Origin of the sequence: Aeromonas sp. 61P (assembly GCF_051919545.1) — a bacterium.
GTDB lineage: Bacteria > Pseudomonadota > Gammaproteobacteria > Enterobacterales > Aeromonadaceae > Aeromonas > Aeromonas veronii.
On record NZ_JBQBEL010000001.1, the window covers coordinates 27,181 to 52,077 of the forward strand.

Below are 24,897 nucleotides of genomic sequence, written 5' to 3' on the forward strand. Positions count from 1 at the left end.
AAGCTCTTTTATACAAAAAGCCCAATGAGACCCATTCGGTTTGTGTGCTCACAAAAAGGGCTACCAAAGGTAGCCTAATCACTTCTTGGCAAACTCATACCGCCTCTGTCAAATCATCGCCATCAGACAACACTTGATGCCCGAGCACATACACCCTGGTCGGTTTGTTCTCCATTCCAGGAAGGCGCACAAGCGCTTGAGTCTTGTTTGGCGCAGCCTTGATGATCCAACCTGCCAACACGGCCAGTTTGGCAGCCTTTTTAAAATCGCGGCCACGATTAATCTCTTTCCAACCTTCGGGCAACACCAGGAATACGACCCCTTCATCATCTCCCACTTTGGGATTCTTTCGATAGCCAACCATCTGGGATGGACGGTGATTACTATCATCCCAATCCGCAAACCGGCTGTACTGGTAAGCAGTGAAGAACTGACGGATCTGTCGCAGGGTTGCTGCGTCTTCCTGGTTGCCAAGATGGCCACGATCGGCAAGCCACGCATCAAGACAAACTCGTGCTGCCTTGGTGGCCTCTCCGGCTTGCCATCCAGTGATCCCTAAGCGAGTGGCCAGCTCACCAGCTGCTGCAACCAGGGCAAAGCGGTTAATAGCTCGCCCTACCTGGTTACCTGCCCCCTCTGGGGTCATGGTCGTGACCAATCGGCGGATCTCGCCCTTCATCCATGCGCTGTGCCCGTTTAGGTCATTGGCCAATGCCTCAACATAAGCACGAAAAGCAGTGCCGTGTTGCCCTTGCAGGCGCTCACGCAGGGTATCGGCGAACTGGCGGCCATCGGCCATGCCGTGCAGCTCCTCAAACGCACCATGCTTGCCTGTGTCGCTCGGGATCTGGATAGTGCGAATCTCCATACCGGCAAAGGTGCGCTGGCCCGCTTGCTCGGCGTGGTCTTCCAGGGAAAGCTCACCGGTTGAGAGGAATAACAGACGCCACTGCTTGCGCTCGCGCAGCTCCCCATCTTGGCGGCTCCGGCCCTTGCCCTGTCCGTTGGCCAGCATATAGGCGACCAGACCGGCCTCCCGTCCATCCACCTCCTTGATTTCATCCAGGCACAGCAAGGCATCATTACGGCGACTGGCGATCCCTTCTATCGCGTTACCGGTAGCACGCCAGGTATGAGCGAACGCCTCGGGGCCGTAGACGCTGGCAGCGGCCATCATCACGGTGGTCTTGCCATCGGTACTCTCGCCTTTCAAGTGGAATCCTCCCCCCTCTACCCCGATCAGTGATAGCAAGGGAGCAGCAAAGGCACACGACATGGCAAAGGCCAACCGACTGTTGCCGACCGCCAGGGCGGCAACCTGGGCTTGCCACTCGGCCAAAGTGCCGGACGTGGTGAAGTCGTTATTCACATAACCGGTGGTTTGCAGGATCACCTCGTTGGCATCCGGCCCCAAGTTGCCATTTGGCAGCACATAGGCCCGCTTGTGCCAACCAGTGCGCTCGACACAGGTGATCCTGGCTTGTGGCTGGCAGCTCATCAGGTAATCGCGCAGCAGGTTCTTTTTGCTCATGTTGATGTAACTGAGCCCGCTTTCCGCCAGCTGGCCGAATACCTCCTCGCCGCCTTTGTGAACCAGCATGCGCATGGGCATCGCCCAACGGCGGGTCTTGCCATTTGTATCCCGCCACTCCAGCAACCGGCCAAAGCCTTGGCCCTGCTCGGTGTGTGTGATCGCCCTGACATGTAGCGGGGAACTGATAGGCACCGGCACCCGCTCGGCCTCCTCCCCCTTGCCACGCCACTCCATGGCGAAGAGTCGATCTTTCCCCATGCTGTAGTTGTCGGGAAGTTCTGGTGTCTCTGGTGCTTGTTCTGTTGGGGTCTTGGTATCTGCGAAAGAGGTCATGATCGCCTTCTTGGTATCGAGCAGCCCATGGGCCTGGTGGTAATCGTTCCAGTCACCAGCTTCACTAGGAAGGCAGATCAGCCCCCCTATCGCTGTTGCTGCTTCTTGGGCTTTGGCTTGGCCAGGGTTGCCATCAGTATGGGCGTCGTTGTCACCGGCAATCAGGATCGGCTCAGCCCCTTCTCGGCGCTTGGCTATCTCCGCCACGGCTAGCAGATTGCTTGCATCCATGGCGCAATAGACAGTTGCCCCTGTCGCCAAATGGACAGAGACACCCGTTGCGTAACCTTCACAGATTGCCACCCGTAGCCCGCCGGTTAACCGGTGAAATGCCCCTGCTTTCTGGCCGCCGGCCAAATAGCGCTTTTCGCCCTGGGGGTCGATGAGCTGGACGTTGACCAGCTGATCATGTTCATCAGTAAGTGGGATAACCAGGGAGCCCTGGGGGAGTTGTGCCGCGCTTCTCGGATCAGGGTCTGATTGGTATCTGCCAGCCAGTCGGGCAGGTGCTTGAGGGAGAGATAGGGGCTACGGCCCTTAACGCAATCCCCCATGATTGAGGCGGCCCTGGTGCAAGCTTTGCGCTTGGCTTTCTCTTCATCCTGTCTGGCTTTGGCTGCTACCTGCTCGGCGTTCTGTCGGCGGGCGGCTACCTCGTTTGCATCGAGACCGTCTGGGGATAACCCGAGCAAGGTGGCCACCTCTTGGGCGGCCTCCTTGGTGCTCTTGTGGGTGGCCTTGGCCAGAAGGGTTAAGCCATCACCGGCGCCGCACTGGGAACAAATCCAGGTGCCCCGCCCCTCCTTATCATCCAGGCGAAACCGGTCTTTGCCACCGCAGGCAGGGCATGGGCCATGCTGGCCACGCTTGGGGACTGATAGGCCAAGTTCAGCAAGGATAAAGGGCCATTGGCCACGGGCTGCCAGGGAGACATCAGAGACAATTCGAATAGAGGTCATGACTCACCTCCAGGCAGCCGATCATTCAACTCACTGATCCGGCAAGAGTTGGTGTCTATGTCTTTCGCCAGTGCCTTGAGCAGGCCGGAAATGCCATAGGTAAACTCTTCATGGTCTATGCGGTTCTTACGCTCCCAATCCACGCAGGCGGACAACAAATGGGAAAGAGTATGAAGGGCACACACTGACGTATCCAGTTCAGCAGTGACGCGGGTAAGCTCTTTTGAGGGGTTCTGATGGATGTTCATGCTTGCCCCCTTTTCGCACAGGGAATACGGGCAACAAACACGAGCGGCAAGCCAGGTAGATTGGCGCGCGCTTGGGCTTCGGTATCAGCGACGGCAGAAATGGTGCGTATACGGTGAAGGTCAGAGACCCTGCCATGGGTGGCGATCAGGAAGGTGAAGATCATTTGGGTTATCCCTACGTGAAGTTGACGCAGGGCGGATCGGGTAGCCGCAAAGCAGTGCTCACGTAGGCAGGCACAGTGGGGGCGTTTTCTTTGGCTCCCGACCCATGCCCCCAAAACAGGATAGATCTCCGGCAAGATGCCAGAAATGGGGGAAAGGGACGCAAATTTTCCTACGTGAGTCGCTGCTTGCGGGTGCTTAATCCGCCAGCCTTGTCGCTTGCTTAAGGCGACACGAGGAAGGCTATCCGAATTGATCTGTGGATGCAACTCTTGCTGGGGATCAGGGGCTTTGCTATGGTGCATGGGCTTGCTCCTCTGGATTTGGGGGTGGGGTAAGCAAATAGGGAGCCCTGGCAGGCTCCCTTTTGTTTTTCTGGGCGGTTACTTCCCCAACTCCCTTTTCAGCTGCTGCCGTTTGCCTGGACTGTCACACAACGCCAGCAGATCAGCGCACTCCGGACGGGTTGAGGTAATGAGCGCCTTGCGTGCTGCGGGGTTATCCCCCTCCAGCGCCACCTGCTCGCCGTTCAATGCCTCATTGAGAGCACTCCCCAACTCGGCAAGCGCCCAGCGGCGGGCCTCCTCGAGCCCCATGATGCACCCTTTGGCACGGGTCAACGCAGCCAGCTCTGCCAACTGTTGTTTGAGCGGTTTCAAGATGGCGGGCGCCAACTTGTTGTCGAGGTGTTTGTCATACCATCCGGCGACCCTCCGCTTGGCGAGGTCGGTTTCACGCTGGGCATCATAGAGCGGCAATGCCAAGCGTTTCTCTTGGCGCTCCGACATGCTGGCCGCCGCTTGGGCATCCTCTATCAACTCGGCCAATTCGCGGTATTCCCGCGCCTCCTCCAGCGAGACCTCTCCCCCAATCATCTGGCTTATCCGCCCTTGACGCAGCTCCTCACGGCGCGCCTGGGCAGACGGGATTTGCGCCATCAGGTTTTTGCGCTGCTCGCGCAAGGTCAATATCTCTTGGTCGAGTTCCATCAGCTTGCTGTGTTCGCTTTGAAACAGGGTCACGTGTTCATCCAGTCGGTTGGCTCGGGTGGCTGCGGGGGCAGTCGGCACGGCCTGCACAGAAGGATTCTCTTGCATCGTGTTACTCCTCAGTGACAAGGGTGATGGCATCAAAAGCGGCGTAGGCGGTTGGCTCGCCCAAGGCGTAGGTCTGGGCGCGGTTGTAGCGAATGCCCCAGCTGGCCAAGTCGTCAATGTCGCCCGCCGTGAGGCGGTGGGTGTGGTTGACGGTGAGCACCTGCAGGTTCTCGGCCAGCGTGATGGCCAGATAGGTGCCTGGCATATGCTGGTGCGAGACAAAGCCCAAGTCCGCAATCTTCATGCGCTGGGTTTTATCTCGTACCTGTCCGGCCTTGAGGTGGGCTTTCTGGTGGGCGCGCAGCAGTTCGCCGCCGACCATTACCACCAGACGCGGGTCTTGGCGGTACGCCTCGGGCAGCTTCTCAATCAGGGCATAGACCATGCTGTCGAGGTCGGCGAAATCGCCCTTGCCGCTTGTGGAGAAGGTGACCGCATCGCGCAGCACCCGCAGCCCCTCGGGGTCAGCTGCCTTGGCCAAGGCGGGCCAGCCCACCATCACATCCTCCCCGTTGGGGTTGGCAACGGGGTCGGTATTGACGGCAGCAGATTGGCCATGGAAGCCGACCCGTATCAAGTCATCACCAAAGGCGGCCAAGGCCAGCTCTTCGAGCAGGGCGTTAACCTGGGCTTGGTCGAGCCCTTCCAGCATTTGGGCCAGCTGTTGCCATGTCCAGATAACGCTGCTGTCCATCTCTTCGTATTGGTGGGCGCGCTTGCTCGGCTTGGCCGGAACCATGAAACGCGCTTGCGCCTTGCGGCCACTGCGCAGGGTTGGCTTGAGCGGGTCAAAGCGCGGGGCGTGCGGGTCATCCACCCCCAAGATAGAGACCATCCACAGGAACGGGACGGCCTGCAAAATGGCCGCCGTCAGAGCCAAACTGGTGGCATTGTCGAGGTTGCCGAAACTGGGTTGCGGCGCGGGGGCAAAGCTCATGCGCACATCGCGCAGCAGGTCAGATAAGGTCATCAGAAAGGCTCCTTAGTAGAGGGGGTAGGTGTTGTCAGAGTCGGGGTTATCACGGCGGCCAGCAGTGGGCGGGTCTGGTGGGCAGGGCATCATGCTGGCGAGCTTTTTGTTGATGCTGTCGATATCCGACACCAAGGTTTCCAGCTGCTTAAACATGCGATCAGGGTCTGGTGTCCGGTTCACCGGTTTGGTGGGGACTGGCACAGGCAAAGAGGCTGGCACCAAGAGTGGGCGCGCCTCGGGCCGTTTGGCACTGAATTGCAGTTGGGTCAGCCCCGTGATGGTCGGCTGGTCGGTGACAGAGACCCCCGCCAGATACCACTGGCCAGTTCCTGCAAAGTTTTCAGCCGCCTCAATGGTGCAAAAGCCGTGGCTGCCGTTGGCGTTGAGGTCAATCAGCTCAAGGGTCGGACAAAGTACCGCCATCAGCTTGAGCTGGCCGTCTTCCTCTTGCACCTTCAACGCATCCACATAGCCAAGTGGGCGAATGCGTGCCCCCTCTGGCCAGAGGTTGGCCACATAGAAACTCGGGTTGTAGGTCTGGGCCAGCTCGCGCAGGCACTCGGGGGTAATAGTGCGGCCATCCAGTGTTGGCCCCGCCGTGGCGATGCACACCCAGCCGGTTTTGACTTGACTACTCATAGCACCCACCGATCATTTGAAACGGGCTTTTTTTGCTCTTTAGCGGCCTGCTCATCCAGCTGTTTTTGGCGTTCGTTCATGCTTTGACACAGCGGGGCGTGCGCCTCCGGCGACAGCCCTCGCGCCAGTGCGATGGCCATGGCGCTGGCTCGCTTGGCTGAAGGGCTCAGGGTGTGGCTATAGGCCAGTGTGGACACCCAAGAGTGACCGCAACTGGCATCAGTGCATTGGCAATAGAGATTGGCGATCCCTACCGTCATGCGATTGGTTTTGGTGATACGGCCTAATTGGCCGCACTCGGTGCACATTACGCGCATAGTGCATACCTCCTGGTTATTGGACGGAGTTCGCGGGTTTGCTGGAATGCAGCATCTTGCGGGAGGCGAGGAACGCATCGAGATCGGCGCGTTCGTAGAGGGTACGGTTGCCGAGCTTGTAGTAAGGGATCTCATACCGGCCATTACTGGCCCAGACCCCAAGGGTCTTCTCGGACAACCCAAGGTAGGCGGCAGCCTCACGGCGAGTAAGGCGTTGCGGAGTGTTCTGGTTTATTACTGATTTCATCTTGGCACCCCCAGTATTGCTTTGATGGTGCTAATTTTCTCTGGGGGGCCATGATATTAGTAGGGAGAAACGAAGCTCTGTTTTTTTTACTTGAGAATTTAGAACGGTTCTGTTATTGCCTGCTCTACCGGCATATTCCATACACCTGCATGAGTAAGCGTTCTTTCCCACGTTTTGAGACACTGGTGATCAGCAAATGCCAGGGCGTTTTTCCTATGTGTTTTTCTTAGCGATTCAGGCTCAATATTCAAATTCGGATATACTAAATCCAACGTTACCTCATCATTAATGAGACCAGGATAGAGCTGATTAGCAATCATGGTATCCAATAACATGAGGTACTTATTGGTTATAGCCTTCCGCAACGCATTATTGCTAGCCTTGACTCCATCTTGGCAATAATCGATAGCGCTTTCCTGGCGCCACTTATCAAGCAATCTGCCCATATCCTCCAGGATCTCCCTGTTCGTGTAGTGACTCAAGTTGAGCGACACAACAATATTATCACCAGGAGAATAATTAGGTTCAGATGCAAAAGCATCCACGCATGCCTTGGTTTTATAATGTGCGCTGAATGAATCGACAGGGCTTCACTCCAGCTCCTTAGCTATGTTGGCCATCTCGTAGACCTTGCCAACTGAAAGAGGGGTCACGCTATTCAGATGTGACAGCACCCTAGGCTCATCCAAGACAATATCATTAATAAATGCCTGGAACTGCTTTGTTTTGGTACGGAGTTCCCGTAGTGTGGTGAACTCTGATATGCCAGTCTGCTTTATTAACTCTGAAACCTCGTGAGGCTCCATTTTCCCCTTCATAAACTCATACACATCAATTTCTATATCGTCTGGTCTGATAATCATCAGAGAGTCAGATTTGCACATCCTCACCCAAGGCTCTATATAATATCCTGCTGCGGGATCATTTTTTATTAGAAGGTCATAAATATTCGCTCTCAAATGTAATTGTTCAATCAATTCTTTTTAGGTCAACTTTACTACGTTTTTAAATTTATCACTCTTGAAAAAAGAAAATAGTTTAACCTGCATATCTCCATTTTTTATGGAATGCTTAAACTCTTCACTCTCCATATAGCTAGCTTTAAACAAGGTCTTTTCCTCTCTCGTTGTCGGCCACGCCATGCAGACTTAGTAATAACCGGCGTTGTTCTGTTTCTGGCAGTGTGGCGAAAATGGTTAATAAATTACTATTGGCATTATTTTTACTGTCCAGGCGGCCTGCGTATTCCAAAATATCCCGTTCAATCCTGGTTGCCGGTTTACGCAGTTCGTCTGCGGTGAAGTGGATGTAACCCTGGGTGACATCTGCACTGCGTAGTGTGCGGTGATTCATCAGGCGCTTGATGGTGTACTGACCGACCTCGGCCAATTCGGCCACAGTGCCGAAGGTTCGGCGGGCATCGTGGCATTTGAACTCGAGCGGCGGCAGGCCATCAGGGTTCGGGTTCGGTACAGTGGCCGCGCAGATCTTGGCTATGACACGGCGCGGCTCGTGGATAGGGCGATCCGGATTGCGACCAGGGAACACAAACCGGCTCTGTTTCAGGTTCCAGTGCCAACGGCGGCGGAAAATGGTGAGCAGGGTATCGGTGATCGGCAGCTCCAGCGGATCACCATTCTTGGTCTGGTCAATCCAGAAGTAGCCGCCGCTCATGCTGACCCGATCCCAGGTGAGCTGGAATACTTCAGCGCGGCGTAACCCCGTAAACAACGCCATGTCGATGGCATCGCAGACGGTGGCGGTCGTATCGTCCCGCCAGTCGATGGCGTGCTGCCTGACCTGCTCCACAGCATCCAGCCAGCGCCTGAGTTCGTGGGTGCGGATCCGGTCGTTGCGTCTGGGGGTGTTGTGCCAAAGCCGCTTGCTACTCAGGACTTCGGTCGGTGGCTCGGGCAGCATGACCCGATCATTGGCATCCCGATAGTGATCACGGGCAAAGCGCCACACGGCCCGCAGTGTGCGCGCCCAGCGGTCAGCCTGCGCCTTGCTGCCCTTGCCGGTGCCCGCCTTGCGAAACTCTGGCGATGCGCCGTGCCAGGCACTGGGTAACCCTTCGGTGATGGCCTTGTGGCGAACCTCGATCTTTTCCCGCGTGAGTTTGACCAAGGGGATCGTCATCCAGTCGCCGGAGTAGTTGTTGAGATCGGCGCGGTAGTGCTTGGCCGTCTCTGCTCTGATCCGGTCGCCACGGCTGGCAAGGTAGGCATCTATCGCCTCGCCCAGGGTGACTTTCAGCTTATCCTGTTCGCGGCGGATCACGTTGGGGTTCTGGCCAGTGATGGCCACGTCTCCCAAGATCTCCAGCGCCTTGGCGCGGGCCATGTCGATGGTCAATGCCGGATAGCGCCCCAAGGTCGCCCTGATAAAGCGCCCTTCTTTCCTCTTGGCCACGCTAAACGACTTGGTTCCAGTGGCCCCGACCCGAAGCCTCAGCCCTTGCACCATGGCATCACAGTACTCGACCTGCTTCCCCTCTGGTGCGCGGGGCAGTGCATCGATCGTGGCCTTGGTGAATTTGAACGCTTTCATCTTCCTCCCACCAACCAGGCTAGCCAGAGGAAGGGCAGGCAAGACAGGTCTTGTAACCTCTGTAACCTCTGACTATTTATGGTGAGGTTACAAACAAACCCAGTAAAACCGTGGCCTGTAGAGAGATGTAACCTTGTAACCTCTGTAACCTCAATATTTAAACCCTATGCGACCTTTTTTGGCCCAAGGGGGGAGTGGCGTTTGCGGCTCCTTTCCCTGGCTAGCCTGCTCTTGGCCGACCAATCGATCCAGGTATCCTAAAAATCGATTGGTCGAAAAAGGATACCTATAGGATATGACAGAGGGAGAATATAGGGGAAGATCAGGGAAGGTCATAAAATGAGCAGCGCGCTCTAAGATATTGATTTATATAACATCATATACTGTACGTAAATACAGTAAAATGCATTTTCCCCACGCTCATAATCGATTGGTCGTGGGTTCAAGTCCCCCAGGGGCCACCAAATTGAAAAAGGCCGCTCATGATGAGCGGCCTTTTTGCATCTACTGTCCCGTCCTGAATATGGTTTACACCTTTCCCCCCAATAAATGGAGAGCCCGATGGGACAAGGTGTGAAACGGACACAGCGCGATTACTCGCTGACTTTTAAACTGGCGCTGGTCGAGCAGATTGAAAAAGGCGAGCTCACCTACAAACAGGCTCAGGTGCGTTATGGCATTCAGGGCCGCTCCACCGTTCTGGTATGGTTGCGTAAACATGGTCGGCAAGATTGGAGCCAGGGGGCTTCTGTGCGTGCCGGCAGGAGCATCACCATGCCTGACCACGACAATCAGACGCCCGAACAGCGCATCAAGGAACTTGAGCAACAGCTGGCGTTGATGAGTCAGAAGGCCCAGTTCTTTGAGGCCGTCGTCGATGTACTGAAGAATGACTACGGCGTCTCCATCGTAAAAAAGCGACCCGGCAAGTCCTCTCGCAGCGGCAAGTCGAGAGGCTGACCATTGTCAGGGCTTGCCTGTTTCTGGGGATAAGCCGGCAGGCTTACTACAAGCGCAATCGGGTCGCCGACGAGCGCCATGCACAGGGATTGCAAGTGGTGCGTTTTGTGCGTCAGGTTCGACTGCGACAACCGCGGGTGGGCACTCGCAAGCTGCATTATCTGCTGCAGGGTCAGGATGATGGCGGGCTCAAGGTCGGGCGGGACAGGCTGTTTCAGATATTGGCCGAGCACCGCCTGCTGGTGCAGCCCAGGCGGGCGTATCACAAGACCACCCACAGTTTTCACCGTTTCTACCGTCATCCCAACTTGCTCAAGGCGGGGCCAGAGCAGGTCACACCGGTGGCCCCGGAGCAGGTCTGGGTCGCTGATATCACCTATCTGCCAGCCAGAAGCGGGCCGCTGTACCTGAGCCTGGTGACGGATGCCTACTCACGCAAGATAGTGGGCCATCACGTGCACGAAGGGATGCACGCCGAATCGGTGGCGATGGCGTTCAAGAAAGCACTGAAGCAACGACGTGGCGGCGGTGAACTCATCCATCACTCTGACCGCGGCGTGCAGTATTGCTCTGGGCTGTATCAGTCATTACATGAACGGTACGGGGTGAAATGCTCGATGACGGATGGGTATGACTGCTACCAGAATGCGTTGGCGGAGCGGGTGAACGGGATTTTGAAAGGAGAGTTATTGTTGCAAAGCCCGCAGGATTTGACGCAAGCGCGGGAAATGGTGCGTGAAGCAGTGGATATTTACAACGCGGAGCGGCCGCATCATGCGTTGAAATACAGAACCCCCGATGCGGTACATAGGGGGTTCTGAGTGGAGCAAAGCTAGCCGAAAATGTGTAAACCTATTTCAGGACTAGACATACGTATCGGGCAATGTCCAGTGATAAGCTCGATGAGGCCATAGAAAAGACCCGCCATGGGCGGGTCTGGGCAGGGTCCGGATCAGGCGCCTCACTCAGAGACAAGGAGCCTAATGCTGAGCCTCAGGTTTGCTCGTTGCTGCCGCTCTGGATGGATGAGCGACGCCCGATGGCAGGCAGCATCCGGGTAACCAGATTGCTGCGCTGACGCCAGGAGGTGAAGACAATCGCCAGCAGGTGCAGACCTATCAGCCCCTGTAGCGCCACCACGCACCACTCATGCCACTCGTCAGCCCCCAGTTCAAATCCCGTCTCGGTATTTTGAAACCAGCCGCTGCCAGCAGTGGCCAGCACAACCAGCCAGAGCGCCCACACGGCCAGCTTGCCGCTACCGTGATGACCCGGTGCCGGAGGCTGCCGCTCACGCATCTCGCGCGCTTGCTGGCGAAAATCCTCACCACTGGGGATGAGGGCACCAAGGCGAGCGTAGCCACGGGCAAAAGTAAGCCCCCAGAGCAGACGCAAGGAGACCAGCCCAATGGCGCCGTAACCCAGCCACTCGTGCCACTCCTCGCCCGCTTCGTTAACCCAGAGGTTGCCGATGCAGACTGCCGCCAAGCCCCAGTGGGTCAGGCGAACCAGCGGATCCCAGTGAAAGGGCTCACCCTTTTTGCTTGGCATATTTGTGGTACTCCTTCTTCAGGTCGTTGACCTTGGCCAGATGTTCGCGCGCCTTGGCCTCATCACCCGCCTTGAGTGCGGCCAGGCTGGCGTCCAGCTCGGTCTGTACCTCGTTCATCCCTTCAAGGAATTTCTCTTTCTTGGCGGCCGGCATGTTCTTCTGCTTGGCCACATCCAGCTGGGCCTTCATCTCGTTGATGTGCTTCTCCATGGTGGCTGCATCATCAGCCTTGACGGCCTGCTTGTAGTTGAAGCCAATCTTCTTCATCGGCTGTTCCAGATCACCCGCCACGGCAGGCAGAGTCATCAGGCCAAACATCAGGGCCAGCAGCAGGGGGCGGACGGTTTTCAACATGGGATTTCCTTATATAACGACATGCTCGAATTGTTAGGGGTACTTATGAATCCAAACAAGAATTCATCACCAGCATGATGCCATGACTCATGGTGAAACGTTTGTGAAAAATGCTGTTTTTTGTGGCAAATAGTGACAGATATGCCGCGCTTGTTTGCGCTTGGTAACTGACTGAACGCCGGTGACGCGCAGCATGAGGATGGTTGAAAGCGGTAAACAGGGACAAAAAACCCCGCCTTAGCGGGGTCTGAATCAGCTGGCCATTTGCTGGCGTCAGTTACTCCTGTTCGCGAGCAATGGCGCGCCAGCCGATATCCTTGCGGTAGAAGACGCCATCCCACTTGATGCGGCCAGCGAGCTGATAGGCACGCTGCTGGGCTTCTGCAACCGTATGGCCCAGCGCCGTGGCGCACAGTACACGACCGCCAGCGGTCAGGCTGGTATCGCCCTCCAGGCGGGTACCGGCATGGAACACCTTCTCACCCGCCACTTCATCCACCGGCAAGCCGCTGATGGGGTGGTTGGTGCTGTAATCGCCGGGATAGCCACCCGCCGCCAACACCACGCCGATAGCGGCGCGGGGATCATAGATGGCCTCTTTCTGATCCAGCTTGCCTGCGCAAGCCGCCAGACAGAGCTCTACCAGATCGGACTGCATCCGCAGCATGATGGGCTGGGTCTCGGGATCGCCAAAGCGGCAGTTGAACTCGATCACCTTGGGGTTGCCTGCACCGTCGATCATCAGACCGGCGTAGAGGAAACCGGTGTAGACATTGCCTTCGGCCGCCATACCACGCACGGTCGGCATGATCACCTGCTCCATCACGCGTCGATGTACCTCGGCGGTCACCACCGGCGCCGGGGAGTAAGCCCCCATACCACCGGTGTTGAGGCCGGTATCACCGTCGCCAACCCGCTTGTGATCCTGACTAGTGGCCATCGGCAGCACGTGCTCACCATCGACCATGACGATAAAGCTCGCCTCTTCACCCTCCAGAAACTCCTCGATCACCACCCGGGAGCCCGCTTCGCCAAAGGCATTGCCGGAGAGCATGTCGCGCACCGCGTCTTCCGCTTCCTGCAAGGTCATGGCGACAATCACCCCCTTGCCCGCCGCCAGACCATCGGCCTTGATGACGATGGGGGCGCCCTTCTCGCGCAGATAAGCGAGTGCTGGCTCCACTTCGGTGAAGTTCTGGTACTCGGCGGTCGGAATGGCGTGACGGGCCAGGAAATCCTTGGTGAAAGCCTTGGATCCTTCCAGCTGGGCAGCGGCAGCAGTCGGGCCAAAGATCGGCTGACCGGCGGCGCGGAAGGCATCCACCACCCCTTTCACCAGCGGCGCTTCCGGCCCGACGATGGTGAGGCCGACCTGCTTCTCTTTGGCAAAGGCCAGCAGCCCTTCGATATCGGTCGCCTCGATGGCAACGTTCTCGACACCCGGCTCAAGCTGGGTGCCCGCATTGCCCGGCGCCACAAAAACGTGACGTACCAGTGGGGAGTGTTTGGCCTTCCAGGCCAGGGCGTGTTCGCGGCCACCGTTGCCAATGATCAGTACTTTCATCGTATCGCTCGCTTCTATTTATGGTCACCGGACGGCCACCCGGGCCGTCAGTCAGTTGAAAAGAGACAACAAAAGGGCCGCCATCGGCAGCCCCTGACCCATCAATGACGGAAATGGCGCATGTTGGTGAACACCATGCACATACCGTGTTCGTCGGCGGCATCGATCACCTCCTGATCGCGCATCGAGCCACCCGGCTGGATCACGCAGGAGATACCGGCCTGCGCGGCAGCATCGATACCGTCGCGGAACGGGAAGAAGGCATCGGAGGCCATCACGGAGCCCGCCACGGTCAGTCCTTCATCCGCCGCCTTGATACCGGCGATTTTGGCCGAATAAACACGGCTCATCTGGCCTGCGCCGACGCCGATGGTCTGGCCATCTTTGGCGTAGACAATGGCGTTGGATTTGACGAACTTGGCCACTTTCCAGCAGAACAGCAGATCTTGCAGTTCGGCTTCGGTCGGCTGGCGCTTGCTGACCACGGTCAGATCAGCCAGCGTCACCATGCCGAGATCCCGCTCCTGTACCAGCAGGCCGCCGTTGACGCGCTTGAGGTCAAAGCCTTGCGCCGGAGCCGTCCACTGACCGCATTCGAGCAGACGCACGTTCTGCTTGGCGGCGACTGCATCGCGGGCCTCCTGGCTGACGGTCGGGGCGATGATCACCTCAACAAACTGGCGGGCCACGATGGCTGCGGCAGTGGCACCATCCAGCTCGCGGTTGAAGGCGATGATGCCGCCAAAGGCGGAGGTGGGGTCGGTCTGGTAGGCACGATCGTAGGCACTCAGCAGGTCGCTACCAATAGCCACACCGCAGGGGTTGGCATGCTTGACGATGACGCAGGCCGGCTCGTCGAACTCCTTAACACACTCCAGCGCCGCATCGGTATCGGCGATGTTGTTGTAGGAGAGCGCCTTGCCCTGCAACTGGGTAGCGCTGGAGACAGAACCCGGAGCGGCATGCTCTTCGGCGTAGAAGGCGGCTGCCTGATGGCTGTTTTCGCCGTAACGCATGTCCTGCTTCTTGATGAACTGGCTGTTGAAGGTGCGCGGGAAACGGGACTCCTCGTCACCCTCCTTGTTGTCACCGTAGGAAGGAACCATGGTGCCGAAGTAGTTGGCGATCATGCCGTCGTAGGCGGCGGTGTGCTCGAAGGCTGCGATGGCCAGATCGAAACGGGTCGCCAGTTTCAGGCTGTTGCCGTTGGCATCCATCTCGCGAATAACCCGATCATAGTCAGCAGCTTTGACGACGATAGCAACATCTTTGTGGTTTTTGGCGGCAGAACGCACCATGGTTGGGCCGCCGATGTCGATGTTCTCGACCGCATCGGCCAGGGTGCAGCCCGCTTTGGCCACGGTGGCGGCGAAGGGGTAAAGGTTGACGACGACCATGTCGATGGGGGAGATAGCGTGCTGAGCCATGATGGCGTCATCCTGATCCCGACGGCCGAGGATGCCGCCATGAACCTTGGGATGCAGGGTCTTGACCCGGCCATCCATCATTTCAGGGAAACCCGTGTAGTCGGAGACCTCGGTCACCGGCAGACCCGCCTCGCCAAGCAGCTTGGCGGTACCGCCCGTGGAGAGCAGGGCAACACCACGCTCGTTGAGTGCCTTGGCAAATTCCAGAATGCCAGTTTTGTCAGACACACTCAGCAGTGCACGGCGAATGGGTCGAGCTTGTTCCATCACACTATCGTCCTCAACATAACGGGGACCGTTCCATGGGAGGCGAGGCTCAACACAGAGAGTCCCCAAATAAATGGAAGTGGGGGATTTCGCAAACCACTCTCGCCCCGACATCCGGCAAAAGCGTTTTAGGAAATGCCCGCTTGGTGCGGCGCTCTGTTATGGGCGCGTATTCTACACAAAAAATGTGACCTGTGGTGGATTTTTTGAAACAGCAAAGCCTTATTTGGCGCGGCGTTAAACGTTTTCCGCTTGATTTTCTCGAAACGTTTGCACTTTCAGTGTTTTATGGGAAAAAGGGTCGCCAGGAGATGTTTATCTGCCCCTTTTATGCCCTTGGCTGGCAATCCATGGGCAAAGGGGTGATAGTGGATTCCGGTTTTTGTGGCGGCATACATTCAAGGGGAGAGAGAGCATGTATCGGATCGGTGAACTGGCCAAGGCGTGCGGGGTCAAGGCAGATACCCTGCGTTTTTACGAGAAGAACGGGCTTATCTCACCGGGGATCCGCAACGAATCCGGCTACCGCCTCTACAGCGAACAGGACAAGCGGCGGCTGGAATTCATCATCCGCGCCAAGTCGGTGGGCTTCTCGCTGGCCGATATCGGCGAGCTGCTCGACCTCGATACCAACAAGGCCAAAGTCACCTGTCAGGAGGTGAAAGCGGTAGCCGACACCAAGCTGGCCCAGGTGGAGCAGAAGATCATCGAACTGACCCGCTTTCGCGACAATCTGCGCGAGCTCTCCAATATCTGCTGCGGCGGGCCGCGCTCGGCGGAGCACTGCGCCATCCTCGAGACGCTGGAATCTGGCGCCCCTGCCCATCACGAGCACCACAGCCACGACCAGCATGACCCGGTTCACGGCTGACATGGTATGCCTGACTGAGCGTGCCTAGCTCAGTGTGACTGACTCGGCGTGCCCGACGCATTGCTCCGGCGGCGATTTGGTGACAAAATCGCCGCGTTTTTAACCGGTGCAAGTGCATCCGGTTGCCGGGCGCTAGCCTGCACAGGCACCCGCAGCGAAAACCACCATCCAGACACAAGCATCAACACACCAAGAGAAAAGAAGAGGTGCCATCATGGCCAAAATTCGGGTCGACCAACCCGCCCTCCCCCGTGAGGAAAATGCGCAAGGGGGCTGCTATGCCCATCAGCGCGGCGAAATAAAGGATAACCATCTGCACGCCCTGCTCTCCGATCCGCTGTTTCGCAGCCGGGTCGAGCGCAACAAGAAGGGCAAGGGGAGTTACCAGCGCAAGGCCAAATTTGGCAAGCGGTGGGAGCCTGGCCAACAGCAGATGATCCGCGTCTGCTGCTGAGCGGGTTTCTACCGACCATAAACAATCAGGGCGCCATTGGCGCCCTGATTGTTTTGACAGAAGAAGCGATTTGGCAACGCCAACTCACCACCTCAAAGTTGCACCTCAACAGGCTACTCACTCATCCATAAAGAGTTCGAGCAGCACGTTGAGATAGCGATGGCCGAGAGAAGTGAGCTGCCAGCTATCCCCCAGATCCTCGATCAGCTCCTTGCTTTGGGCGATGGCGAGCACCGTCTCCACCCGTTCCAGCGGCAGGCCGGTATAGGCCTCGAACTCCGCCTTGGGGGCCGGTTCAAACAGGCGGAAGCGGTTCATAAAGTATTCGAGCGGCAGATCGTCTGCCGTCACCTGCCACTGCTCGTCCAGATAGGGGCGACTCTTGTCCAGATACCCTTTCGGATGCTTCACCTTGGCGGTGCGCAGGATCTGTTGGTTCGCGAGATCAGTCACCTTGCCATGGGCGCCACAGCCGATCCCCAGATAGTCGCCAAAGCGCCAGTAGTTGAGGTTGTGATGGCACTGGTAGCCCTCTTTGGCATAAGCCGAGATCTCGTACTGGCGATAACCGCTGGCGGTGAGCATGGCGTGGCCCTGCTCATAGATGTCCCACAGGGTGTCATCTTCCGGCAGTGTGGGCGGCTTGGAGGCAAACGCCGTGTTCGGCTCTATGGTGAGCTGATACCAGGACAGGTGCGGCGGGGCGCAGTCGATAGCCTGCTGCAGGTCATAAAGGGCATCATCCAGACTCTGATCCGGCAGACCGTGCATCAGATCCAGATTGAAGGTAGGCAACTTGATGGCGTGGGCCAGTGCCGCCGCCTTGCGCGCCTCTTCCGGGCCGTGAATGCGGCCGAGGCGGCTCAGCTTCTCCTGCTGGAAGCTCTGCACACCGATGGAGATGCGGTTGATGCCGGCGCGCTGGAAACCGGCAAACTTGTCCGCCTCCACCGTGCCCGGGTTGGCCTCCATGGTGATCTCGCAATCTGCGGCGAGCGGAATACGGGCCCGCACCCCGTCCAGCAAGGCTTGCATCGCCTCCACCGTCAACAGGCTGGGGGTGCCGCCACCGATAAAGATCGAGGAGAGCGGCCGCCCCTGTGCCCACTTCAGATCCTGATCCAGATCCTCCAGCAGGGCGGCGACATATTCGAGGTGAGGCAACTCCCCCTTCTGGGCATGGGAGTTGAAGTCACAGTAAGGGCACTTCTGGACGCACCAGGGCACATGAATATAGAGAGAGAGCGGCGGCAGTTGCAGCATGGGGCTTCCAATAAAACGGGGGCTCAAGGCCCCCATTGTAGATGACTATGTGTAATTGACCGTGTGTAACCGACAAGGTGGCGAATTGGCTCAGTGCGCCGCAGCCAGCGCCGCTTTGAGCTTGGCCAGCGCCTGACCGCGATGGCTCAGCTGGTTTTTCAGCTCGGCGGGCATCTGGGCGGCGGTGCAGTCGTGATCCGGCACGAAGAAGACCGGGTCATAGCCGAAACCATGCTGACCGCGCGGCTCGTCGATGATCATCCCTTCCCAGCTCGCCTGACAGATGATGGGGGTGGGATCATCGGCGTGGCGCATATAGACCAGCACACACCAGAAGCGGGCGCTCTTCAGGTACTCGGGGGCACCTTGCAGCTCGCCGAGCAGCTTCTCGATGTTGGCCTTGTCGCCGGCACCCACACCGGCAAAGCGGGCGGAGTAGACGCCGGGGCGCCCTTGCAGCAGATCGACTTCCAGACCGGAATCATCGGCCACGGCGGGCAGACCGGTAATGCGGGCGGCGTGGCGGGCCTTGATGATGGCATTCTCGACGAAGGTGGTGCCGGTCTCATCGGCATCGGAGACCGCAAACTCGCTCTGTGGGATCACCTGGATCTTCATATCGGCCAGCATGGCGGCCAATTCCTTCACCTTTTTCTGGTTACCTGTTGCCAGGACAAGCTTGTTCATCGAGCACCTCCGCAAAAATAATCTGCGCATTCTATGCGGCGCAAGCGTTTAGTAAAAGCGTCAATTACACCCGCTGTGATGGGGTTACGGGGGATTTGCCGCCATCGAATAACCAGCTTTTTAATACATGTTTCCATAATGGAATAACCAAAGTGATTAAATACCATTTCTATTCATTACTGTGAGTCAGTAGACTCGCGCCCCAATTCATTAACCTGGCTGACTAAAGAGGTGACAGATGCCATTGATACTTTTACTCGTACTACTGGTGCTGTTCAGTCCGCTGGCTATCGACATCTACCTTCCCGCCATTCCGCAGATGGCCGAGCAGCTGGGCGCCGAAGTAACTCTGATGCAGGGCACCATCACCTGGTTCCTGTTCAGCATGGGGCTGGGGCAACTGCTTGTTGGCCCGCTGGCCGATCGCTACGGTCGCAAGCCCATCGCGCTGGGCGGCGTGCTGCTCTATGGCCTGAGCGCGCTGGGGGCCGGTTTTGCCGCCAGCCTCGGTGAATTGATGCTGGCCCGGGTGCTGCAGGGCTTCGGCGCCTGCGCTACTTCGGTCGCCGCCTTCTCGGTGGTACGTGACAGCTACGGCCCGAAAAAGAGCGGCCAGATGATCTCCTACCTCAATGGCGCCATCTGCTTTATTCCTGCGCTGGCCCCCCTGCTCGGTGGCTGGCTCACCGCCAAGGCGGGCTGGTCTGCCAACTTCTGGTTTATGGCCGGTTATGCGCTCATCGTCGGCAGCTGGCTGATGTGGCGGATGCCGGAGACCCGCCCGGAGGAGACCCGTAGCGAAGGCGCCCTCATCAGCTGGTCTCGCTACAGCCCGGTACTGCGCTCCCCCAGCTTCCTGTTCAACGCGGCGCTGTGCATGCTGGCGATGGCGGTGATCCTCGCTTATGTCACCGCCGCACCGGTGCAGCTGATGGTGAAACTGGGGCTGGATATGAGCGGCTTTAGCTACTGGTTTACCGCCAACGCTGCGCTTAACATTCTGGCCTGTTTCATGGCCCCGCGCTTTATTGCCAAGGTAGGGCCAAGACGCACCCTGCGTATCGGCCTGCTGGTACTGATGCTCTCGGCCATCACCCTGACCCTCGCGATGCACATCGAACATCCGCTGGCGATGATGGGGCCGGTGTTCCTCTCCAGCATCGGCTTTGCCATGATTCTGGGCTCAGCCGCCGGGATGGCGCTGGCACCGTTCGGCCACTGCGCCGGTACCGCCGCCGCCCTGCTCGGCCTGTTCCAGATGAGCGGCTCCGGCGCCCTGGTTGGTCTGACCGGCGCCCTGATGCACGACCCGCTCAGCCAGCTGGCACTGCATATGTGGCTGCTGCTGCCGCCCTTGGTGATGCTGATGACCCGCCGCGGTCGCCGCTTGTGTTTGCAATAAATCTTGTGCTCTGATGGGCACACTCAGGGGGCCATCGGCCCCCTTCTCGTTTGTATCGCCTTTACAGCGTATGGCCATCCGGCAGAGAGCCGGCGATGGCAACCCCACTCACTCGATGTCAGCGGAGAACTCCCGATGAGCCACACTCTCAACGCAGCCCTGGTGGGCTATGGCTTTGCAGGCAAGACCTTCCACGCCCCCTTCCTCTCCACCACGCCGGGCTTGTCCCTGAGTTGGGTGGTAAGCCGCGATGCCGCCAAGGTGCAGGCCGATCTGCCCGGCTGCTGGGTCGGTTCACTGGAGGAGGTGCTAAGCGATGAGACCGTCGATCTGGTGGTGATCGCCACCCCCAACGACACCCACGCCCCCCTCGCCCGCCAGGCGCTCCTGGCAGGCAAACATGTGGTGATCGACAAGCCCTTTGCACTGGATCTGACCGAGGCGCAAGCACTGGTCGAACTGGCCGAAAAGCAGCAGCGGCTGCTCAGTATCTTCCACAACCGTCGTTGGGACGGGGATTTCCTTACCGTGCGCCGTTTGATTGCCGAAGGGACGCTGGGGCAGATCGCCCAGTTCGAATCCCACTTCGATCGCTATCGCCCCGAAGTGCGCCAGCGCTGGCGCGAAGCGGGTGGCCCGGGTTCCGGCCTCTGGTTCGATCTCGGCCCCCATGTACTGGATCAGGCGCTGCAGCTGTTCGGCCAGCCGGACTGGCTGCAGGCCGATCTGGCCGAGCAACGCCCCGGCGCACTGGCGGACGACTACTTCCATGTGGTGCTGGGTTACGGTGCTCTGCGGGTTATTCTGCATGGCAGCTGTCTGGTCTCGGCCACCATGCCGCGCTTTGTCATTCACGGCAGCCAGGGTTCGTTCGTGAAATTCGGTATGGATGTGCAGGAAGATCAGCTCAAACTGGGCAAGCGGCCACCGGCGGCGGATTGGGGCATTGATAGTGAACCCGGTCAGCTCAGCCGCATTGTCGATGGTCAGTTGCAGCAGCAGAGCGTGGTGGGTGAGGCGGGGGATTATGGCGCCTACTATCGCGGTGTCTGCGCCGCCATCAAGGGGGAGGGAAGCAATCTGGTGCCAGCAAGTGAAGCGCTGGCGGTGATGGCGCTGCTGGATCTGGCCCGTCAGAGCCACCTTGAGGGAAAACGGCTGCCCTGTCAGAAGCTGTCTGACTAAGGTGCGGGTCATCGGCCGCGCTTGACCAACCTTTACCTTGTTAAACCGCCACAAGATGGCAACAAAGCGGTGTTTTATTGTGCAATTAGTGCCATTTAACGGCATCTTGTATTGATATCAGTCGTTGCAGTGGAGCTTTTTATCCACGGCACGAAAAAATGTCATTGTGATATCCGTTTTCATCGGTAACTAATGGGGCTATATTGCGCCCGCCTGCTGCCTCCCGGCTTCTTGTTTCAATACCGGGCAACGGTGGGCGCTGTGATGGTTGCACAGACCATCTCTCCATCTTTTTTTGAGGGAATGCACATGAACAAAGTACTGGTAGCCGGTATCCTGGGTCTGATGTTGACTGCTTGCGGTCAGAAAGAAGAAAAAGCTGCCGCTCCTGCTGCTGCTCCGGCCGCCGAAGTTGCTGCCACTGTAGAAAAAGCCGCTAGCGAAGCCACCTCTACCGTAGAGAAGGCCACCTCCGAAGCGACTGCAACCGTAGAAAAAGCTGCTACCGAAGCCGCTACCAAGGTTGAAGCTGCAGTGAGCGATGCCAAGGCCAACTAAGCCTGCACCTCATTCGAAGACGGGTCCGAAGGCAACTTCGGGCCCGTTTTTTTATCTGTCGCTCAGGGGGCCGGATTAATCAGCGAGGTGAGGATGTGATCCTCCCAGCGGCCATTGATCATCAGATACGCCCGCGCGAATCCCTCCCGCTCGAAGCCGAGCCGCTCCAGCAAGGCGCCACTGCGTTGATTGGCTGGCATATAGCAAGCCATGATGCGATGCAGATCGTGCTCCCGAAACAGGTAGTCGATGGCGGCTGACAGCACCTCTCCCATCACCCCCTGTCCCTGATGCTGCTGGTCGATGGCATAGCCCAGATGACACGCCTTGAAGACCCCCATCAGGATATTGCTGAAGTTGCAGGTGGCGATCACCCGCTCGCCAGCCGGATCGAGGGCCACCAGATTGACGCCGGTGCCGTTGAAGAACTGGCTGTAGCTGTCCTGCAGCCGGGCATGCCAGTAAGAGAGGGTGTAAAACTGCTCGTCCCGAAGCGGCTCCCAGGGGGCGAGATGGGCGCGGTTGCGCCGGTAGAAGTCGAGCATCATGGGGGCCTGATCCGGCGACAATATGGTCAGGTGGGTACGGGCCGTCTTGATATGTGGCAGCGCCATCAGGACTCCCGCTGTCTTAGCCACTCATCGCGCAGCAGGCTGTAGTGGGCATGGTCCACAATCCGGTTGCCCAGACGCTCTGCGCGCCGGGTCACCCCCTCCAGCTGCATCCCGAGCCGTTCACAAACAGCCCTGCTGGGCTCGTTATCGGTGGCAGCGCTGATCTCCACCTTCTCCATCCCCATCTCTTCGAAGGCGTGGTGGATCAGGGCCTGACAGGCCCGGGTGATGATACCGTTACCCTGCCAGCGCTCCGCCAGCCAGTAACCGATGACCACCTTGCCAAGGTCGTGATCGATGCTGTTGTAACCTATGACCCCCACCACCTCCCCCTGATACTCGATGGCGGTGGTGAGCCCCTCGCCCCGGGCGAACTTCTCGATGGCACTGCGAATGAAGAGGGCGCTGTCGACGGGGCGCTGGATCAGTGGCGGCCAGGGTAGCCACTGGGAGAGGTACTCCCGGTTGTCATTGCAGAGGGCAAACAGTTCGCTCGCCATATCGGGCTGCAAGAAGAGCAGCGCAAGCTCGTCGTCCAACTGCCATGAAAACATGGGATTCTCCTTTCAAATCAGTGATCAAATAGCGAATCAGCACCCAATGTAGCCAATCGCCACTGGCCGCGCCAGCCACTTTTACGGCCCCCCTCCGGCAGGCTTCGCAGAGGGTGACAGCGCACGTACTCTCCTCCCTCAAAAGAGGAGGGTGGGTGTCCGAAACCGGATAATGCTCTCCACATGGCGCCGACGAATACCCCCAAACGGCACTTTGGCAGATCCTGCTACCCCTTTGTGCTGCGCTGTCACTTTTGACAGGGGGCACTTTCCCCCACCGGCACTAGCTTCAAAACGCCCGACCTTCGGTCGGTTTATCAACCTCATCGATTTAAGGAAAGAAGAGATGAATAAAATTTATCTGGCCGTTGCGCTGGCCTGCTGGGGAAGCGCCGCACTGGCGGCGCAAGAGGTAGAGATCAACGTAACGGCAAACGGCATCCGGGCCATGACAGGCCTCAGTGCCGCGAGTGGTACCTTGCAGTTGGAAGATGGCGAGTTTCGTCAGGTGCGGGTGGTCAAGCTGCCCAACGGCCAGCAGCGGATCCGCTACGAGCAGGTCTGGAACGGCATCCCGGTAATGGGTCAGGTAGTCGTTGCTGACAAGAGCCTGAACGGCCAGCTGCAACAGGCCAGCGGGCGCATGCTGCGCCAGATCGATCAGGATGTGGCAAGCCCGGTCGCCACCCTATCTCCACAGGATGCCGCCAGCAAGGCCAAGGCGGGCAGCAAGGGGAGCAACGAGCAGGTCAAACTCTACGTGATGCAGGATGAGAACGGGCTGGCCCGGCTGGTTTATCAGGTCTCCTTCATCGCCGAAGGTGACAAGCCAAGCCGCCCCTTCGTCATTCTTGATGCCCAGAGCGGTGAGGAGCTCAAACGCTGGGAGGGGATCAACCACAAGGACGCCACCGGCCCGGGGGGCAACATCAAGACCGGCAAATACGTCTACGGCACCGACTTTGGTCCGCTCATCGTGGATGACAACTGCCGGATGACCAGCCCCAACGTCGATACCATCAACCTCAACCACGCCACCTCAGGCGGCGCCATCCACCAGTTCACCTGTCCGGAGAACCGGGTCAAGGAGATCAACGGCGCCTACTCGCCCCTCAACGACGCCCACTACTTCGGCAACGTGGTGTTCGACATGTACCGCAACTGGTACAACACGGCGCCCCTCACCTTCAAACTGAAGATGCGGGTTCACTACAGCAAGAATTACGAGAACGCCTTCTGGGATGGCAGCCAGATGACCTTCGGTGACGGCGCCACCACCTTCCACCCGCTGGTGAGCCTCGATGTGGCGGCCCACGAGGTGAGCCACGGCTTTACCGAGCAGAACTCCGGGCTGGTCTATTCAGGACAATCCGGCGGCATCAACGAGGCCTTCTCCGATATGGCGGGGGAAGCGGCAGAGTTCTACATGAAGGGGAGCAACGACTGGCTGGTCGGGGCGCAGATATTCAAGGGAAACGGCTCCCTGCGTTACTTCGAGGATCCGACCCGGGATGGCAGATCCATCGGCCATGCCGCGGATTATCAGGAGGGGATGGATGTACACCACAGCTCCGGGGTCTACAACCGCGCCTTCTACCTGCTCGCCACCAGCAGCGGCTGGAACACCCGCAAGGCATTTGAAGTGTTCTTGCTGGCCAACCGCCTCTACTGGGGCGCCAACACCAACTACCAGCAAGGGGCCTGCGGCGTCAGCCGGGCGACCGCCGACCTGGGTTACAGTCAGGCGGATGTGGCACGGGCCTTCCAGACCGTCGGGGTCGATGCCAGCTGCGGCAGCACGCCGCCACCAAGCGACAACGTGCTGCAAAACGGCGTGCCGGTAAGCAACCTTGCCGCCAGCAAGGGTGGCAAGCTCAACTACACCCTGAACGTGCCGGCGGGCACCAGGTCGCTGCAGATCAGCAGCAGCGGCGGTACCGGTGATGCCGACCTCTACGTCCGCTTTGGCAGCGCCCCCACCAGCAGCAGTTACGACTGCCGCCCCTACAAGGGGGGCAATAACGAAAGCTGCTCGTTCACCAATCCCAAAGCGGGCACCTGGCATGTGCAGCTGTCAGGGTTTTCCGCGTTCAGTGGCGTGACCCTCAAGGCCAGCTACTGATCCA

Annotated in this window: 26 protein-coding genes and 1 pseudogene; 7 read left to right on the forward strand and 20 right to left on the reverse strand. The window is 58.5% G+C overall.

Annotated elements, in window-relative coordinates; genetic code table 11:
* Window positions 1-94 precede the first annotated feature (94 nt).
* The 12 genes and pseudogenes from ACTG2O_RS00115 to ACTG2O_RS00170 all read right to left on the reverse strand — a co-directional run bounded on the left by ACTG2O_RS00115 (window position 95) and on the right by ACTG2O_RS00170 (window position 9,059).
* Window positions 95-2,224, reverse strand: coding sequence for a DUF927 domain-containing protein (locus tag ACTG2O_RS00115; protein ID WP_439975188.1), 2,130 nt, complete (start codon window positions 2,222-2,224; stop codon window positions 95-97).
* Complete coding sequence (locus tag ACTG2O_RS00120) at window positions 2,185-2,826, reverse strand: primase-helicase zinc-binding domain-containing protein (protein WP_439975189.1); 642 nt, start codon at window positions 2,824-2,826, stop codon at window positions 2,185-2,187. Before ACTG2O_RS00120 ends, ACTG2O_RS00115 begins: the two co-directional genes overlap by 40 nt.
* Window positions 2,823-3,074, reverse strand: a complete 252-nt coding sequence (locus ACTG2O_RS00125; RefSeq protein WP_439975190.1) for a hypothetical protein — start codon at window positions 3,072-3,074, stop codon at window positions 2,823-2,825. Before ACTG2O_RS00125 ends, ACTG2O_RS00120 begins: the two co-directional genes overlap by 4 nt.
* Window positions 3,071-3,541, reverse strand: a complete 471-nt coding sequence (locus ACTG2O_RS00130) for a host cell division inhibitor Icd-like protein (RefSeq protein WP_152985934.1) — start codon at window positions 3,539-3,541, stop codon at window positions 3,071-3,073. Before ACTG2O_RS00130 ends, ACTG2O_RS00125 begins: the two co-directional genes overlap by 4 nt.
* A 78-nt stretch (window positions 3,542-3,619) precedes the next feature.
* Window positions 3,620-4,333, reverse strand: a complete 714-nt coding sequence (locus tag ACTG2O_RS00135; RefSeq protein ID WP_439975191.1) for a hypothetical protein — start codon at window positions 4,331-4,333, stop codon at window positions 3,620-3,622.
* 4 nt (window positions 4,334-4,337) lie between these two features.
* Window positions 4,338-5,303 carry a P2 family phage major capsid protein gene (locus ACTG2O_RS00140; protein ID WP_043851644.1) on the reverse strand — a complete coding sequence of 322 codons (966 nt, stop codon included), beginning with the start codon at window positions 5,301-5,303 and terminating at the stop codon, window positions 4,338-4,340.
* A gap of 12 nt (window positions 5,304-5,315) precedes the next feature.
* Window positions 5,316-5,945: a GPO family capsid scaffolding protein gene (locus ACTG2O_RS00145; RefSeq protein ID WP_439975192.1), complete on the reverse strand. Its 630-nt coding sequence runs from the start codon at window positions 5,943-5,945 to the stop codon at window positions 5,316-5,318.
* A gap of 104 nt (window positions 5,946-6,049) precedes the next feature.
* Window positions 6,050-6,262 (reverse strand): annotated as a pseudogene (locus ACTG2O_RS00150) (ogr/Delta-like zinc finger family protein); the annotation flags it as partial.
* A gap of 16 nt (window positions 6,263-6,278) precedes the next feature.
* Complete coding sequence (locus ACTG2O_RS00155; RefSeq protein WP_075116276.1) at window positions 6,279-6,509, reverse strand: helix-turn-helix domain-containing protein; 231 nt, start codon at window positions 6,507-6,509, stop codon at window positions 6,279-6,281.
* 98 nt (window positions 6,510-6,607) lie between these two features.
* Window positions 6,608-7,054 (reverse strand): DUF6387 family protein, encoded by a 447-nt coding sequence (locus ACTG2O_RS00160; protein ID WP_439975193.1) that lies wholly within the window; start codon window positions 7,052-7,054, stop codon window positions 6,608-6,610.
* A 45-nt stretch (window positions 7,055-7,099) separates the two neighbouring features.
* Entirely contained in the window at window positions 7,100-7,468 is a 369-nt protein-coding gene (locus ACTG2O_RS00165) for a hypothetical protein (protein ID WP_439975194.1), read from the reverse strand.
* A gap of 142 nt (window positions 7,469-7,610) precedes the next feature.
* A complete protein-coding gene (locus ACTG2O_RS00170) occupies window positions 7,611-9,059 on the reverse strand; it encodes a tyrosine-type recombinase/integrase (protein WP_317114604.1) in 1,449 nt (482 codons plus the stop codon).
* Window positions 9,060-9,620: 561 nt separating this feature from the next.
* Between ACTG2O_RS00170 and ACTG2O_RS00175 the strand changes: the two genes are divergently transcribed.
* Window positions 9,621-10,840 (forward strand): IS3 family transposase gene (locus ACTG2O_RS00175; RefSeq protein ID WP_439975195.1). Its coding sequence is split into 2 segments (ribosomal slippage): window positions 9,621-9,969 and window positions 9,969-10,840, totalling 1,221 coding nucleotides; the frame shifts between segments, so codons are not numbered across the junction.
* Between the two features lie 172 nt (window positions 10,841-11,012).
* Here the strand turns inward: ACTG2O_RS00175 and ACTG2O_RS00180 are convergent.
* The 4 genes from ACTG2O_RS00180 to purH form a co-directional block, all read right to left on the reverse strand.
* Entirely contained in the window at window positions 11,013-11,570 is a 558-nt protein-coding gene (locus tag ACTG2O_RS00180) for a cytochrome b/b6 domain-containing protein (RefSeq protein ID WP_439975196.1), read from the reverse strand.
* Window positions 11,551-11,925: a cytochrome b562 gene (locus tag ACTG2O_RS00185; protein WP_439975197.1), complete on the reverse strand. Its 375-nt coding sequence runs from the start codon at window positions 11,923-11,925 to the stop codon at window positions 11,551-11,553. Before ACTG2O_RS00185 ends, ACTG2O_RS00180 begins: the two co-directional genes overlap by 20 nt.
* Before the next feature lie 277 nt (window positions 11,926-12,202).
* Complete coding sequence (gene purD, locus ACTG2O_RS00190) at window positions 12,203-13,489, reverse strand: phosphoribosylamine--glycine ligase (RefSeq protein WP_005341242.1); 1,287 nt, start codon at window positions 13,487-13,489, stop codon at window positions 12,203-12,205.
* A gap of 101 nt (window positions 13,490-13,590) precedes the next feature.
* The gene (gene purH / locus ACTG2O_RS00195) at window positions 13,591-15,183 is read right to left on the reverse strand and encodes a bifunctional phosphoribosylaminoimidazolecarboxamide formyltransferase/IMP cyclohydrolase (protein ID WP_439975198.1); all 1,593 of its coding nucleotides are present in this window, start codon (window positions 15,181-15,183) and stop codon (window positions 13,591-13,593) included.
* 415 nt (window positions 15,184-15,598) lie between these two features.
* Between purH and zntR the strand changes: the two genes are divergently transcribed.
* Together zntR and ACTG2O_RS00205 are read left to right on the forward strand one after the other, a co-directional pair.
* Window positions 15,599-16,054 carry a Zn(2+)-responsive transcriptional regulator gene (zntR, locus tag ACTG2O_RS00200; protein ID WP_005341244.1) on the forward strand — a complete coding sequence of 152 codons (456 nt, stop codon included), beginning with the start codon at window positions 15,599-15,601 and terminating at the stop codon, window positions 16,052-16,054.
* A 214-nt stretch (window positions 16,055-16,268) separates the two neighbouring features.
* Entirely contained in the window at window positions 16,269-16,508 is a 240-nt protein-coding gene (locus ACTG2O_RS00205; protein ID WP_019444977.1) for an alternative ribosome-rescue factor A, read from the forward strand.
* A 117-nt stretch (window positions 16,509-16,625) separates the two neighbouring features.
* On the opposite strand, the gene hemW is transcribed toward ACTG2O_RS00205, so the two are convergent.
* Together hemW and rdgB are read right to left on the reverse strand one after the other, a co-directional pair.
* Complete coding sequence (hemW, locus tag ACTG2O_RS00210; protein WP_019444978.1) at window positions 16,626-17,771, reverse strand: radical SAM family heme chaperone HemW; 1,146 nt, start codon at window positions 17,769-17,771, stop codon at window positions 16,626-16,628.
* A 90-nt stretch (window positions 17,772-17,861) separates the two neighbouring features.
* The gene (gene rdgB / locus ACTG2O_RS00215) at window positions 17,862-18,458 is read right to left on the reverse strand and encodes an RdgB/HAM1 family non-canonical purine NTP pyrophosphatase (protein ID WP_005340539.1); all 597 of its coding nucleotides are present in this window, start codon (window positions 18,456-18,458) and stop codon (window positions 17,862-17,864) included.
* A gap of 238 nt (window positions 18,459-18,696) precedes the next feature.
* Here rdgB and ACTG2O_RS00220 point away from each other — a divergent pair, with 238 nt between their 5' ends.
* The 3 genes from ACTG2O_RS00220 (at window position 18,697) to ACTG2O_RS00230 (ending at window position 21,603) form a co-directional block, all read left to right on the forward strand.
* Window positions 18,697-19,860: a multidrug effflux MFS transporter gene (locus ACTG2O_RS00220; RefSeq protein ID WP_005340537.1), complete on the forward strand. Its 1,164-nt coding sequence runs from the start codon at window positions 18,697-18,699 to the stop codon at window positions 19,858-19,860.
* A gap of 135 nt (window positions 19,861-19,995) precedes the next feature.
* On the forward strand, window positions 19,996-21,045 hold the full coding sequence (locus ACTG2O_RS00225; protein ID WP_439975199.1) for an oxidoreductase: 1,050 nt from the start codon (window positions 19,996-19,998) through the stop codon (window positions 21,043-21,045).
* A 309-nt stretch (window positions 21,046-21,354) separates the two neighbouring features.
* Window positions 21,355-21,603, forward strand: coding sequence for a hypothetical protein (locus ACTG2O_RS00230; RefSeq protein ID WP_005340533.1), 249 nt, complete (start codon window positions 21,355-21,357; stop codon window positions 21,601-21,603).
* 62 nt (window positions 21,604-21,665) lie between these two features.
* On the opposite strand, the gene rimJ is transcribed toward ACTG2O_RS00230, so the two are convergent.
* Window positions 21,666-22,217, reverse strand: coding sequence for a ribosomal protein S5-alanine N-acetyltransferase (gene rimJ / locus ACTG2O_RS00235; RefSeq protein ID WP_019444980.1), 552 nt, complete (start codon window positions 22,215-22,217; stop codon window positions 21,666-21,668).
* On the reverse strand, window positions 22,217-22,771 hold the full coding sequence (locus ACTG2O_RS00240; RefSeq protein ID WP_005340529.1) for a GNAT family N-acetyltransferase: 555 nt from the start codon (window positions 22,769-22,771) through the stop codon (window positions 22,217-22,219). Before ACTG2O_RS00240 ends, rimJ begins: the two co-directional genes overlap by 1 nt.
* Before the next feature lie 346 nt (window positions 22,772-23,117).
* Between ACTG2O_RS00240 and ACTG2O_RS00245 the strand changes: the two genes are divergently transcribed.
* Window positions 23,118-24,893 carry a M4 family metallopeptidase gene (locus ACTG2O_RS00245; protein ID WP_236284982.1) on the forward strand — a complete coding sequence of 592 codons (1,776 nt, stop codon included), beginning with the start codon at window positions 23,118-23,120 and terminating at the stop codon, window positions 24,891-24,893.
* The last annotated feature ends 4 nt before the right edge of the window (window positions 24,894-24,897 follow it).

Excerpts from the sequence above, each read along its gene's own strand:
- ACTG2O_RS00120 (WP_439975189.1), bottom strand. The coding sequence starts at position 2,826 with ATGACCTCTATTCGAATTGTCTCTGATGTCTCCCTGGCAGCCCGTGGC.
- ACTG2O_RS00125 (WP_439975190.1), bottom strand. The coding sequence starts at position 3,074 with ATGAACATCCATCAGAACCCCTCAAAAGAGCTTACCCGCGTCACTGCT.
- ACTG2O_RS00130 (WP_152985934.1), bottom strand. The coding sequence starts at position 3,541 with ATGCACCATAGCAAAGCCCCTGATCCCCAGCAAGAGTTGCATCCACAG.
- ACTG2O_RS00135 (WP_439975191.1), bottom strand. The coding sequence starts at position 4,333 with ATGCAAGAGAATCCTTCTGTGCAGGCCGTGCCGACTGCCCCCGCAGCC.
- ACTG2O_RS00140 (WP_043851644.1), bottom strand. The coding sequence starts at position 5,303 with ATGACCTTATCTGACCTGCTGCGCGATGTGCGCATGAGCTTTGCCCCC.
- ACTG2O_RS00145 (WP_439975192.1), bottom strand. The coding sequence starts at position 5,945 with ATGAGTAGTCAAGTCAAAACCGGCTGGGTGTGCATCGCCACGGCGGGG.
- ACTG2O_RS00155 (WP_075116276.1), bottom strand. The coding sequence starts at position 6,509 with ATGAAATCAGTAATAAACCAGAACACTCCGCAACGCCTTACTCGCCGT.
- ACTG2O_RS00170 (WP_317114604.1), bottom strand. The coding sequence starts at position 9,059 with ATGAAAGCGTTCAAATTCACCAAGGCCACGATCGATGCACTGCCCCGC.
- ACTG2O_RS00180 (WP_439975196.1), bottom strand. The coding sequence starts at position 11,570 with ATGCCAAGCAAAAAGGGTGAGCCCTTTCACTGGGATCCGCTGGTTCGC.
- ACTG2O_RS00185 (WP_439975197.1), bottom strand. The coding sequence starts at position 11,925 with ATGTTGAAAACCGTCCGCCCCCTGCTGCTGGCCCTGATGTTTGGCCTG.
- purD (WP_005341242.1), bottom strand. The coding sequence starts at position 13,489 with ATGAAAGTACTGATCATTGGCAACGGTGGCCGCGAACACGCCCTGGCC.
- purH (WP_439975198.1), bottom strand. The coding sequence starts at position 15,183 with ATGGAACAAGCTCGACCCATTCGCCGTGCACTGCTGAGTGTGTCTGAC.
- zntR (WP_005341244.1), top strand. The coding sequence starts at position 15,599 with ATGTATCGGATCGGTGAACTGGCCAAGGCGTGCGGGGTCAAGGCAGAT.
- ACTG2O_RS00205 (WP_019444977.1), top strand. The coding sequence starts at position 16,269 with ATGGCCAAAATTCGGGTCGACCAACCCGCCCTCCCCCGTGAGGAAAAT.
- hemW (WP_019444978.1), bottom strand. The coding sequence starts at position 17,771 with ATGCTGCAACTGCCGCCGCTCTCTCTCTATATTCATGTGCCCTGGTGC.
- rdgB (WP_005340539.1), bottom strand. The coding sequence starts at position 18,458 with ATGAACAAGCTTGTCCTGGCAACAGGTAACCAGAAAAAGGTGAAGGAA.
- ACTG2O_RS00220 (WP_005340537.1), top strand. The coding sequence starts at position 18,697 with ATGCCATTGATACTTTTACTCGTACTACTGGTGCTGTTCAGTCCGCTG.
- ACTG2O_RS00225 (WP_439975199.1), top strand. The coding sequence starts at position 19,996 with ATGAGCCACACTCTCAACGCAGCCCTGGTGGGCTATGGCTTTGCAGGC.
- ACTG2O_RS00230 (WP_005340533.1), top strand. The coding sequence starts at position 21,355 with ATGAACAAAGTACTGGTAGCCGGTATCCTGGGTCTGATGTTGACTGCT.
- rimJ (WP_019444980.1), bottom strand. The coding sequence starts at position 22,217 with ATGGCGCTGCCACATATCAAGACGGCCCGTACCCACCTGACCATATTG.
- ACTG2O_RS00240 (WP_005340529.1), bottom strand. The coding sequence starts at position 22,771 with ATGTTTTCATGGCAGTTGGACGACGAGCTTGCGCTGCTCTTCTTGCAG.
- ACTG2O_RS00245 (WP_236284982.1), top strand. The coding sequence starts at position 23,118 with ATGAATAAAATTTATCTGGCCGTTGCGCTGGCCTGCTGGGGAAGCGCC.